General features: G+C 35.3%; 11 protein-coding genes. 2 read left to right on the top strand and 9 right to left on the bottom strand.

Annotated elements, in window-relative coordinates; all coding sequences use genetic code 11:
- Positions 1–111: 111 nt before the first annotated feature.
- Positions 112–360, bottom strand: coding sequence for a hypothetical protein (locus tag F6K23_RS15555; protein ID WP_293156964.1), 249 nt, complete (start codon positions 358–360; stop codon positions 112–114).
- 625 nt (positions 361–985) lie between these two features.
- Between F6K23_RS15555 and F6K23_RS15550 the strand changes: the two genes are divergently transcribed.
- Entirely contained in the window at positions 986–1,348 is a 363-nt protein-coding gene (locus F6K23_RS15550; protein WP_293156961.1) for a PleD family two-component system response regulator, read from the top strand.
- 702 nt (positions 1,349–2,050) lie between these two features.
- On the opposite strand, the gene F6K23_RS15545 is transcribed toward F6K23_RS15550, so the two are convergent.
- From F6K23_RS15545 to F6K23_RS15515, 7 genes are all read right to left on the bottom strand, one after another.
- Complete coding sequence (locus tag F6K23_RS15545; RefSeq protein ID WP_293156958.1) at positions 2,051–3,748, bottom strand: mechanosensitive ion channel family protein; 1,698 nt, start codon at positions 3,746–3,748, stop codon at positions 2,051–2,053.
- 1,049 nt (positions 3,749–4,797) lie between these two features.
- The gene (locus tag F6K23_RS15540; protein WP_293156956.1) at positions 4,798–5,532 is read right to left on the bottom strand and encodes a hypothetical protein; all 735 of its coding nucleotides are present in this window, start codon (positions 5,530–5,532) and stop codon (positions 4,798–4,800) included.
- A 109-nt stretch (positions 5,533–5,641) separates the two neighbouring features.
- The gene (locus F6K23_RS15535) at positions 5,642–6,424 is read right to left on the bottom strand and encodes an ABC transporter permease (protein WP_293156953.1); all 783 of its coding nucleotides are present in this window, start codon (positions 6,422–6,424) and stop codon (positions 5,642–5,644) included.
- 971 nt (positions 6,425–7,395) lie between these two features.
- Positions 7,396–8,061, bottom strand: a complete 666-nt coding sequence (locus F6K23_RS15530; RefSeq protein WP_293156950.1) for a 2OG-Fe dioxygenase family protein — start codon at positions 8,059–8,061, stop codon at positions 7,396–7,398.
- 459 nt (positions 8,062–8,520) lie between these two features.
- Complete coding sequence (locus F6K23_RS15525; RefSeq protein ID WP_293156947.1) at positions 8,521–8,697, bottom strand: hypothetical protein; 177 nt, start codon at positions 8,695–8,697, stop codon at positions 8,521–8,523.
- A 60-nt stretch (positions 8,698–8,757) separates the two neighbouring features.
- Positions 8,758–9,519: an HpcH/HpaI aldolase/citrate lyase family protein gene (locus F6K23_RS15520; protein ID WP_293157146.1), complete on the bottom strand. Its 762-nt coding sequence runs from the start codon at positions 9,517–9,519 to the stop codon at positions 8,758–8,760.
- Between the two features lie 227 nt (positions 9,520–9,746).
- Positions 9,747–9,881 carry a hypothetical protein gene (locus F6K23_RS15515; RefSeq protein ID WP_293156944.1) on the bottom strand — a complete coding sequence of 45 codons (135 nt, stop codon included), beginning with the start codon at positions 9,879–9,881 and terminating at the stop codon, positions 9,747–9,749.
- Positions 9,882–10,260: 379 nt separating this feature from the next.
- On the opposite strand from F6K23_RS15515, the gene F6K23_RS15510 reads away from it, so the two are divergent.
- Positions 10,261–10,989 (top strand): hypothetical protein, encoded by a 729-nt coding sequence (locus F6K23_RS15510; protein WP_293156941.1) that lies wholly within the window; start codon positions 10,261–10,263, stop codon positions 10,987–10,989.
- Between the two features lie 169 nt (positions 10,990–11,158).
- Here the strand turns inward: F6K23_RS15510 and F6K23_RS15505 are convergent, their stop codons facing one another.
- On the bottom strand, positions 11,159–11,767 hold the full coding sequence (locus F6K23_RS15505) for a hypothetical protein (RefSeq protein WP_293156938.1): 609 nt from the start codon (positions 11,765–11,767) through the stop codon (positions 11,159–11,161).
- Positions 11,768–11,855: the final 88 nt, after the last annotated feature.

The raw sequence follows: 11,855 nt of genomic DNA, 5'->3' as shown, positions 1-11,855 counted from the left end.
GGAGTTCTATCGCGCTCTTATCCAGACATGATATCATACCTCAAATTACCAACGCCCCTTTCTATAATGAAATCAAATCCGTTTAATTAGGTATAAAAATATTGTCCATCTTCACCAATGCCCGAAATCTTTATAACTGTTTTTCCTCCTAACTCCTGTACGTCGCCAATCCGACGGCTCTCCTACCTGACTACTACCTTCAAAAGATGGTAGTCCTGCATGGTAATGGTGAGGATATATATTTTTGAATTTTTCCCACACTCCCCATCTCCCCATCTCCCACACTCCCCATCTCCCCACATTCCCCTCCTGGGAGGGGCGCGCGGGTGGGTCCCCATCTCCCCACACTTCCTTTACCATTACTATGCACCACCACCCAAAAGATTTTATTTTTATATCGATGCTACCGGATTTGATATGATATAGCAGATGATATACCAATTTAATAAATATTTGCTACAAATAACTAGGTTATTTCTTAGGAGTCAGGAGTCAGGAAGATAGAGTCAAGAGTCATAATAAATAGGTTCGATACCATTTATTAGGTCGGAATTTATCTTTTTAGTCCAAGGGACATCTCCTGCACGTGTCTTTTAACTGCCCTGATTATTCGTAACATTCTTTCTCCAAATTGATATTGTGTACTCAATTTTAGATCAATTTGGTCAATTTTAATTGGTATTATTTAATTTTGATATAAAAAAAGTAGGAAAAAGCCAACAGGCAACAGTGGAAAAAGCATTTCTCTGTCTAAGATTCATCATCAATCTATGTCAAAAACCAACTCGTTCCTTGCGATATGTAGCAGTACGTGCTGGTATATTTACAAATTGCAGGAATTTCCTAATAGCTAAAATCTTATATGATAAGCTTTTTATTCTCCCTATTGCCTGTTGCCTGTTCCCTGCACGTTTGCGCAAGCATTCCGTAGGAAAGCGCTATATCAGTAGTCAATCATAGAATAAAAATATAGACAAAGTTAATTATGAGTAAAATCTTGGTAGTGGACGACCAAAATTCTCACCGGCAAATGATTATCAACCTCTTAAAAAAAAGTGGTCTCAAGGTGACGTCTGCTCATAGTGGACTACAAGCATTGGAGCAAATAGAAATACATAAACCTGACTTAATCATCTTGGACATTGTGATGCCAGATATTAACGGTTATGAAGTTTGCCGTCGTCTCAGAGCGAGTCCCTCGACAAAAGATTTACCAATAATTTTTTGTTCTATTAAAGGAGAAGATTTTGACCATTATTGGGGTATTAGACAAGGTGCAAATGCTTACATCGCCAAGCCATTTCAACCACGAGAACTGATCAGCACAGTGAAACGACTGCTAAAATGATTTTGCTAAGTGATAGTTCACAAGATAGATTTTATTTGTGTTTTGACTAGTGAACCTGCTTATATCAAGTCCAGATAATTAGCGGTAAAAAAACCTATCCTCTTACACAGGGCAAATCTCCCTATTCTCCGCGTTCCCTCGTCCCTGCTCCCCGCTCTCTAATCCCTTCCCTTATTTATAAGTATTCAACCGGACATGATATTATGGGGAACAAACCAGGTTTTTTAATCATCCAAAATCACAATCCTAAATCTTTTGAGTCTGACTTATATCATGTTCGGATATAAAAAAACTGTCTTCTCCTCTTGGGTATGACTTCTCCCTCTTTATTTATAACTATTCAACCGGACATATATATTAATTAGTCTTTTGGGCATTGCTAATTTTGGGTACGATATTATGTCCGCTGGTATCATTTGTGTAAAAGTTAGAGTGAATATCTACAGGAAATTTAGGGTTTTTCAGGCTTTTAAGCCTTCTTCTCCCTCTCCTAGATAACTAAAGCCTTCTTCCTTACTCTTACCTGACAATACTGATGCTACCGGACTTGATATAATTTGTATTTTTTGGCGATTGTTAAACTATTGAATGACAAATATTTGATATTCTTCAGTTTTTATTTTCATACCTTGATTCAGCAATGCTGTATTTTGCTCCAAATTTTTTATATCCCGTTAGCTTCAGCTTAATTTGCGGCGTTGGTTATTCATCTTCTTCATCCTCTTCATCCTCTTGATCTTCTTTCTCCTCTTCATCCTCTTCATCCTCTTCATCCTCTTCCTCCTCTTCCTCTTTATCCTCCAGGTCTTGATCTTCTAGACTCTTCTTACTTTTGCGATCGCCACGATGGGGAATTTCAATCCCTGCTTCTTCAAAAGCATCTACAATCATTTTACGCAAATACATTTCTATATCTTCGTTTGTGCCCGGTTTAACTTGTGTGGTCGTCTGAATTACTAACTGATATCTATCAAACTTTTCAACCCCGTTTACCTCAGTCGCTTCTAAAACATCCTCATTATCTTGCTTTAATTTTTCCCCCACTGCTTCTATAACTTTGTAAACGTGTTCGAGATTAGCATTATAAGCAACATTAACTGTTACGACTGCCTCACTATATCTGGAATGGTTAACAATACTACCAATTTCGCCATTGCGAATAATATAGTCTTTATCCTCAAAACGAATACGGGTAGTTTTAAGTTCGATCGCTGTCACATAACCTTTTATATCATCAATTTCCACAAAATCACCTACTAAGTAGTAGCCTTCAAATAAATTAAACAACCCAGCTACTAAATCTTCAACAATACTCTGTGCTCCCATGCTAATACCAAGACCAAGAATACCAGCACTTGCAAGTACAGGAGTAGAGTCAATGTTGAGGACATTGAGAATAGCAATAATTGCACCAACGTAGGTTAGATATTTGAGGGTACTCTCGAATAATGGTAAGAGAGTCTCTCGTCTCTTTCTGTCAATTTCATCTAATTCTTTGTCGTCACCAAGTAGAAATTTTCTGGCCAAAAGTTTGCCTATTTCTTCAATCACACGGCTAGTATAAAATATGCCGACGATCTGAATAACTTTAGGTCCAATAGTTGCTAGATAGGCAATAAATTCTAGTTGCTGAAACACCAAACTTGCCATAGACAAGTAAATTACATACTCAAGACATCGTTTTGACAAGGGGATGAGATGGCGGAGGCTATCATATAAGCGCAGCAGTTTGTTAGGACTGGAGTATTTTTCGCTCAGAGCATCTAGTGTGTCGATAATTATGATGTTGGCTTTGACCAGAAGTATGCCTACTGCAATAATGATATATATCCTCAGAGCAATATACATATATTGCGGAATTACTTCTGGTAGTTGGATAAATTGAGTACATAAGGTTAGACTCAACAGCCAAATAATGTTAATTAGGTTGAGACTAAGAAAGTTAAAGAAAGATTCTATACTTTCATCGTTAGCTGTAATATATTGAAATTTTTTGGTGCGGTCGGACAGGTTATCTATTAAACGTTGGATGTAAGGTTGGGTAATAGCTACCAAGAGTAACAAAAACAAACTTCTGCCTACTCCCATACCTAGATTTTCCCAGAATTCTTTGGGAATACTATTAATAAATGATTTGGTGTATTCTAGTAGATTTTCTCCTTGATATATTAACCAACTATTAAATCCTAATATCAGTATACCGAGTAATCCAGCACTCAGGGTTAATACAGTCTGGATATTCTTTTCGATATTTTGAATTGTAATTCTAATTTTCTTACTTGAAACAGCTTTGGTTAGTTGTTTTAAAATTTCTCCAGCTAACCAATTAATTACACCGAAAATCACGAGTAACAAACCTATTTCTGCTACTATTAGCAAAAAATTTTGTACTGCCAACATTTTGCACAATTCCTAGTTAGTTATTTAGTTGTTTTTTTAGATCCAAAAAAATTGAACTCTAATGTACCTAAAACAATAATTTTTCTAAATTATTTTATTCAAGTCAATTATAGCAATTTTTATCCGTTACAACAATGGAATCAAATATTGCGAAATTCATAGAATAGATATCTCCGATAATTCACTTAAATTCTTGTAAAAAGATTGTTAGATTTTAATTTATGCAGAGGTTTAATACTATGTAATCTCCTCAAGGGTTCGTATTTTTGCTTCACTATAGACATCTCCGATAATTCACTTAAATCCTTGTAAAAAGATTGTTAGATTTTAATTTATGCAGAGGTTTAATACTATGTAATCTCCTCAAGGGTTCGTATTTTTGCTTCACTATAGACATCTCCGATAATTCACTTAAATCCTTGTAAAAAGATTGTTGAATTTTAATTTATGCAGAGGTTTAATATCAAATCAGGTTAAACATTTATAGATTAGTTAAGTCTTTAGAAGTGAGGAGGAGAGAGAATCACAAAGATTTAGCAGTTATGACGATTCGAGATTTTTTTTATGTCCAATCAAACAGATTTGATATAATACCTATATAATCCCCTAAAGGGTTCGTATTTTTGCTTCACCGAAAAATTGGGTCTGAAGTCTCGCCCATAAGCGGGCGACTTTTTAGTTGTTTTTTTCAGTAAATCGGTATAAAAAAATCTTCCATCTTCAACCATTACCAAATATAGCGCTGTGCGCAGGCAACAGGCAACAGGCAACAGGCAACAGGGGGAATAAATTGCCGATAATATAAGACTTTCAGCTATTTGGCCTTTCCTGCAATTTGTAAATATACCAGAGCTCATTGCTATATTTCTCTCACTCCCCATCTCCCTATCTCCCCATCTCCCTATCTCCCTATCTCTCTAACTCCCCATCTCCCCATCTCCCCATCTCACCATCTAATTACACCGATGCTACCGGATTTGATATAACTCCTGACTATACGTCGCCAATGCAACGGCGACCCTATCCGACTACTAATTATTCAGTCCAAATTAGTTTGACTCTTTTTCCCTTGCTAATCTACTACTAACTGCTCTATAGTTAATACGGTAGACATCTAATCTTTCTACTGCTTCAGCAGCAACAAAAGTATCTTGAGGTATTTCTTGCAGTAAATCTATAGCTTCTTGCCATTGAGCTTGAGCTTCTTGCCATACCTCCGGTGGATGAGGTGGGTTTTGCACAATTACACTTGCTTCTGTGGCTAACTTTTTAGCTGTAACTAACTTAGAAGTTGCTGTTTTTTCTACAATAAGTTGTTCTCGGAGATTATTATAATCTTGGCGGTAAGTTTGAAGCTGTTTACTCGCCTCTTTTTCAACAGTAGTATCATCAGGAATTTCTTCTAATAATTTAATTGCTTCGAGTAACTTTGCTTCTGCTTCTTCCCAAGTCGCTAGAGGAAGTGGTGGATATTTAACCATATTCTTACCTTGAACATTTAGTTTTTTAGCATCTTTTAAATCTTTTTCAGCTTTTTGTTGTTCTAAAAGAGCTTGTTCTTCAGGAGAAATAATTACTATTTTTTGACTTGCTTGTAGAGCATAGACGACGATGCCTACTTCTATCATGAGAATAGATAACAATAAAATTATTAGACGTTTCTGTGAAAATTTTGTTTCTTCAGAAAGTTGTTCTTCCTGCTGTTGCTGTTGTTCTATTTCTTGTAGTAACTCTTCAGATTCTAAACTTTCCTCAAGTTCACTTAAAAGTTGATTTGGTTCCATAGCTAAATTAAGTACCTCTGCAACATTAATTTAACATTTAGAAGTAAAGAATAGGGGGCAGAAAATATATCTCAGTATAAATATCCAAATAATTTTGCCCACCTACTTATTAACTAGAAGCACTGGTATAGTAGCGCAAAGCCAGCCGCCAAAATCCAATAGAAGCAAATAATAACCCACTTGCCAAAATAAAAGAAACTATTATCCAAGTTCCTCCAATTCTACCTAAGATTGCTTGAGTTGGAATTGTTGTTAAAAATGCAACTGGTACTAGAAAAGTAAAAAAGAAACGATAAGCATTGGGATAGGCTCCCATTGGGTATCTTCCTGCTTCTAATAAGCCTTTCAGGACCTCTGTCACATTGTAAATTTTTACGAACCAAATACTTGTTGAACCCAAAATAAACCACAGACTATAAAGAGTAATTATCCCACAGACTAGGGGTACTAAACTAAACAAATAATTATCTATTCCTAAGCCTAATTTACTACCAGCATATTCCAATAACAGAATACCAAAAATTACATCTGGTATTCCCCAAGGAGAAACTGTACGAGTAGAAAGCCAAAATTGACTACTGATAGGTTTTAGTAGTACAAAATCTAGAGTACCTTCTTGTACGTGTGTGACAATGCGATTCAGATTTGGAGTCAAAAAAATAGCAGATATACCCTGTAAAATAGTAAAAATTGCTAAGACAATTAAAGCTTCTTCCCAATTCCAAGCATCAAATTTATAGCCTGTTCTATAAAATAAAAATAACCCAAATAAGCTACCTAATAAATTCCCTAAACTGCTGATTGCTGCTATAAAAAAATTGAAGCGGTATTCTAATTCAGCAGCGATCGCAGTCCCCCAAAATAATTTTAATATTTGTATGTATCGTTCCATTTTTATTTGATTTCATAAGAAAATTTACATCTTTAAAAATTATACAGCAATCCTATTTTAGTTGTAGGTAAAAATATCTTTTAATTTAGGGAACAGCGGTGCGACCCCGCGGGGTGCGACAGACGCAAGCGGTCGGACGGGAGCGAGGTCTCCTCGCCATGGGAATGCCGACTCCTGTGAGGGAACAGTGAATAGGGGTAAAAGTTTCAGAGTTTTTATATATCCTTAGATTTGTTAGAAATAATTTCTGATTGTTATATCAAAATAATGTTTAGTTTATACCAATTATATGTTAGGCTGAACAGAATTATGAAATTTATTCACTGATATTGTCTATTTCGCTCTACAGTCAACTCCGATCAAAATATTATCCTACGCAACTTTATATAAATTTGGTATTAATATCCTCTTTTTCAAGAAGATGAATTCGGGAGTTTTAGCAATTATTGAGTTAGAGTTACAGCAGTTTCGGAGTTGATCGGGTACAAAATTCTGGAGCAATAGGGAGCAGGGAGTAAATATTAATATTAAAGTGTACCTTACTATCCTAAAAAGTGCTTTCAATAATGGATAATTGATAATGGATAATTGATAATTACCTATCCCTAAAAGGAAGAGGATTGACCAACTCCGAAAAAATTTATTTTTTTTCCCTTGAAAGGGGAGGCTTCAAGGCGCGAATTATTGAATTATTGAATTATTGAATTATTAATTTTTCGGTAAATTTTCATTCCAATTAATGTATAGGAGGTGAAGGTGGGGTATTAAATTTAATTAATGGGGGATTAAACAGTGAGATTTATTATTTCCTATCCCCTTAGAATGAAGGTGGATAAAAAGAATATTGATACTATTGGGAAAAGGTAATTATGACAATATAATAAGTTTAATTTCCTCTTATTTCACAACAAATATACAGACAACTTATCCAAAGAATAAATCTCTATTTTTAATCCTTATTTCTCTCTTATTCAATGAATCAAACTTGGAGAAGTCAAAACAAATACATCCCGATATCCTGCTTCTTCAGTTACAGGTTTAATCGGAGTTGTAAAGTGGAAAAATTCATGGTCATTTACCAATAATAAATCCCCGGGATTGAGAATTTTACTAAACACAGGTTTTTGTTTTTTCGCAGCATAAAGATGGGTTGCACCTCCTTGAATATTATGTCGATCTACTGCAAATATGCCAATAAAATCTGTGCCATCTCTATGAATACCTTCCGGTGCTGGATTACCTGAATTATTAGGCGAACAAATAGTTCTTATTTGATGAACTCCAATATCTGCTTCTGGATGTAGTTTGCAGGAATCGCAGAAAGCTAAAATCATTTTTTTAAAGTTATCTAAGACAATAAGTCTGTCATCTAATTCGGCAAATTCTCTCTTAATGTCTCCTGCTAGAGGATTATAATTTTTACTTTGCAAAAGATAGCCATGAGGTTGTTTTATTAATTCTTCCCTAGAGACAATAAAACGAGAAAGTCTTCTATAACGATATTTTGCTTTCATGTAAGGGTCAACTGGAAGGTCAGAAAAAAACTTTTCAAAGCCTTCCATACTGATAGAATTTACCTTTTTATAGGTAAACATAAAAGCGTAATCTAAATGAATAGACTCTAAAACTTTTTGCATAAATATTTATCCCTATTTTATAGAGCAAAATTTTAGTTTTATACAACTATATTTTTAATATAGCTCAGATTTCTGAGAACTGTTGCTAAGTATTATACAAAGCATTAATTTTTGTTAAAAAATGTGGCGTTGGTGAAGGGCGTGTATGATATTAATCTTAATTATTTAGGAGTCAGGAGTCAGAACTCAGGAGTCAGGAGGAAAGAAAAAAGAAGAAAGAATAGTAGAGGGAGAAAGTTTTTTTGTTTGCGCTCTTATCCGGACAAAACATCATACCTCAAGTTACCAACGCCAACAAGTCTAATACTAATTGAATAAATGTTGGCTAAAAATAGCTAGGCTATTTATTAGGAGTCAGGAGTCAGGAGTCAGGAGTCAGAATGAATCGTTTTTATACTATATAGTCAAAGGGACATTTCCTGTAAAATCTTTTAGTCACTCCAATTATTGATAACATTCTTAGATTAACTTTTTTCCTCTTCCCTCTTCCGGTAGTCCTGCATGGTAATGGTGAAGATATATATTTTTTAATTTCTCCCACACTCCCCATCCCCCCATCTCCCCATCTCCCCATCCCCCCATCTCCCCATCTCCCCATCTCCCCATCTCCCCATCTCCCCACACTCTCTCTACCATTACTATGCACCACCACCCCTCTTCCTTCTTCCTTCTTCCCTCTTCCTTCCCAAGTAAAAATTAACCTTTTACAGCTCTGACCAAAGCTTGACAACCTTGTAAGAAAATACTCACATCTATACCTAATCCAATATACTGCACTCCACAATCAATCCATTTTTTTGCAGTCTCTGAATTATTAGTAAAAGTACCAACAGCTTTTCCAGAACTCCGAATAATTTCTACTGCTTTTTGCATTAATTCAACTACTCGAATATCATCAACTTGACCAGGAATACCTAAAGATTGAGATAAATCGTAAGGACCGAGAAAAATTACATCAATATGAGGAACTGTAACAATTTCTCTCAGATTTTCGACTCCTTTTGTACCTTCCACATGAACAACAACTAAAGATTCTGCATTCAATTTATCGGTAATATTACTACCTGCTGAAGTGTAAACTCCAGCGCGAGTTCCAAATGATAAACCACGGCAACCAATGGGATTATATTTAGCACTTTGCACTACTATTTCTGCATCGGTTATTGTTTCTATTTGTGGAACTTGTACACCCGCACTACCAATATCAAGAGCACGTTGAATTTGTGCAGCATCATTTTTGCTGACTCTAACAATAGGTGCAATACCAACACAGTCAGCAGCACGACAAAGGTCTTCTGCAACTAAAATATTTAGAGGTCCGTGTTCGAGATCGATAACTGCGAAATCAAATCCTGCTAGACCACAAATTTCTATGAATGCAGGGTAAGCACAATTCATAAAAGGACCGAGTACGACTTCGCCGTTTTTGAGTTTTTGTTTGAGTTGATTTTTTTGCATGGTTGATAAATATATAGAAAAGAGGTAATAGGGAATAGTAGTGGGAGCATCTTGCTCCCGTTCCTGGTATTTCTTATTCCTGTATACCATTACTATGTAAAACTACCAACAATATTACTAGAGAGTTTGGAGACCAAACCCCTACCAAGAATTTTAAATTTTTGGAATAATGCTTATAGAACCCATTTGAGATCTATATAATTATGGTGGTCAAGTCTTTTCGCGCATCAATTTTGACCGAAAATCTTGGTGTTGGTGTGTTGAATTTTTTGTATTATTTCTCCCCACATCTTCCCTCTTCCCTCTTCCCTCTTACCTCCTGTCTCCTGACTCCTTGCTTTTTGTATTATTTCTCCCCACATCTTCCCTCTTCCCTCTTACCTCCTGTCTCCTGTCTCCTGTCTCCTGTCTCCTGTCTCCTGTCTCCTGACTCCTTGCTAAATTTATGAAGATACGATCAGGGGTTCTATACATTATCCGGATTAATTCCTCTTTCCTTGAGCATTTATACTGCTCTGTATGCACGTTGTTTTTCCTGAATAGTTTTGTAGAATGAGCGTCTTGCCTTTTAGTTGTTTTATCCTGAACAAACACTCAGCTGTTGGTATTAGCGGTTAAAGAGATGATTTTTTGCTAGGGGTAACATTCTTAGTCGGGTATTCAGGGCGATCGCTTTGGATGACCTTTAAATTTTTACCTCTTGATTTACTAACGCCCAAATTTAAACTTTAGGTGCAACTGATGACTACTTCACAAAATCCAAACAATCAAAACACTCAAGCAAATCAAAAAAATTTCTTGCACAGATTTATTGAATCTTTCCGTAGAAATAGTACGGTATTTGTTGTTGCTACTATTGCTAGTATTATGATTTCTATCATAGGATTTGTTGTTGATTTTGTAGAATTTCAAGCAATTATCCATCCTCCAATAGATATTAGCAATTATAAATCGGGGTCGGTTTTGGTCAAAATCACAGGATGGTCAGAAACATCTTATAATTTTGCTGAACAAGATGGAACAGATGGACTCAGAGCTTTTTTTGTTCAGAGATTAAAAGGAAAATCTGAACAAACTTCTATGATTTATACAGACCATCAACCTACGGATCGAATGCTAAATAAAGGTGTATCTCCAGAGAAAGATATTAGTGTTCTTAAAAATGTAGACTACGAAGGCACAATTCCTGATATTACCAAACCCATATCAAAAAGAAATTCTCAAACGCTTCTTGCACGACTTATTCAGGCCAGTAGAAATGAAGAACCTGTTTGTCTTTTTGTTTATGGTATACGTGATAATGAAAAGTCTCAATTCTTGAATATTATAGACTTTAAAACAGTGAATCAAAATTTTCAAGATGAATATAATACTCTTATAAAAGAAGAAAATCCACATAGGAAACAAGATAAATTAGTTAAGTTAACTGGGGATGCTTGCTCTGGTCTTGGTAAACCCTTATTTGGGTAATTATCAAAATATCAGTCCTTGGTTGATAGATGTTTTTGACTCTCGAATATGAGCTTTCGTTAATCAGCAGAAACCTGGTTTTTTAACAACCATTAATATTTTGAGTGAATAGAGAAAATAAGGAACAGGGAACTCTAGGGTTTTGCGGACCAAACCCCTACAAATTATCCTATTTCTCATCATCCTCTTCTACTAATTGAACTAGCTTTTCCAAAGCACCATAAACTCTTGGCAAATTATCGATAGTGAAATTCCCAGAATCTTTGATAAAATTGTCTGCTACAAGCTTTCCAAACTGCCACAAATTACCATCTGTCACTATTCCATATACTCCCTTTAAAAAATTATCATTTATTTTCTGTGACGCGAATAACTCCGCCAGACATTGCCCCCAAACATACTCAAAATCATTTTTATTGGCTTCAACAACAATAACAATAGGCTTTTCTAATACAGTTTTACCAAGTTCAGAACGTCGTGAAAAAATATAGTCAGGTGTTCCAGAGAGAATTTCATCGTAAGAAATACTTTTGCGAATCCAAAATGAATACTTCTGATAATATTTCTTATAAACTTCACGCAATAGTGGCGAGATTATAATTTCACTGCGAGATGCTTCTGAAGCAAACAAGTCTATATTTTCTTTGTTAAATTCAAAGTCTTCGATCAAACTGTCTGAAGGCAATAATTCTTGACTAATTATTAAATTCTCTTCTGAATATTTAATTCTATACTTTTTTTGTACATCCGAAATTGTCTTAAAATCACTGAAAGCCATATTTAATGTTATGTTCGGTTGAATAGTTATAAATAAACAACGGAGGAGTCAGGACTCAGGAGTCAGGAGGGAAGAAAGTTTTTTATGA

It is taken from the genome of Okeania sp. SIO2C9, assembly GCF_010672455.1.
Taxonomy (GTDB): domain Bacteria; phylum Cyanobacteriota; class Cyanobacteriia; order Cyanobacteriales; family Microcoleaceae; genus Okeania.
The sequence above is the reverse complement of the archived record's forward strand: the minus strand, read 5'-3'. Positions and strand labels throughout refer to the sequence as shown.

What these genes read in the sequence shown, in the direction of transcription:
- F6K23_RS15555 (WP_293156964.1), bottom strand. Translation starts at nt 360, where the DNA reads ATGGTAAAGGAAGTGTGGGGAGATGGGGACCCACCCGCGCGCCCCTCC.
- F6K23_RS15550 (WP_293156961.1), top strand. Translation starts at nt 986, where the DNA reads ATGAGTAAAATCTTGGTAGTGGACGACCAAAATTCTCACCGGCAAATG.
- F6K23_RS15545 (WP_293156958.1), bottom strand. Translation starts at nt 3,748, where the DNA reads ATGTTGGCAGTACAAAATTTTTTGCTAATAGTAGCAGAAATAGGTTTG.
- F6K23_RS15540 (WP_293156956.1), bottom strand. Translation starts at nt 5,532, where the DNA reads ATGGAACCAAATCAACTTTTAAGTGAACTTGAGGAAAGTTTAGAATCT.
- F6K23_RS15535 (WP_293156953.1), bottom strand. Translation starts at nt 6,424, where the DNA reads ATGGAACGATACATACAAATATTAAAATTATTTTGGGGGACTGCGATC.
- F6K23_RS15530 (WP_293156950.1), bottom strand. Translation starts at nt 8,061, where the DNA reads ATGCAAAAAGTTTTAGAGTCTATTCATTTAGATTACGCTTTTATGTTT.
- F6K23_RS15525 (WP_293156947.1), bottom strand. Translation starts at nt 8,697, where the DNA reads ATGGTAGAGAGAGTGTGGGGAGATGGGGAGATGGGGAGATGGGGAGAT.
- F6K23_RS15520 (WP_293157146.1), bottom strand. Translation starts at nt 9,519, where the DNA reads ATGCAAAAAAATCAACTCAAACAAAAACTCAAAAACGGCGAAGTCGTA.
- F6K23_RS15515 (WP_293156944.1), bottom strand. Translation starts at nt 9,881, where the DNA reads ATGTGGGGAGAAATAATACAAAAAGCAAGGAGTCAGGAGACAGGAGGT.
- F6K23_RS15510 (WP_293156941.1), top strand. Translation starts at nt 10,261, where the DNA reads ATGACTACTTCACAAAATCCAAACAATCAAAACACTCAAGCAAATCAA.
- F6K23_RS15505 (WP_293156938.1), bottom strand. Translation starts at nt 11,767, where the DNA reads ATGGCTTTCAGTGATTTTAAGACAATTTCGGATGTACAAAAAAAGTAT.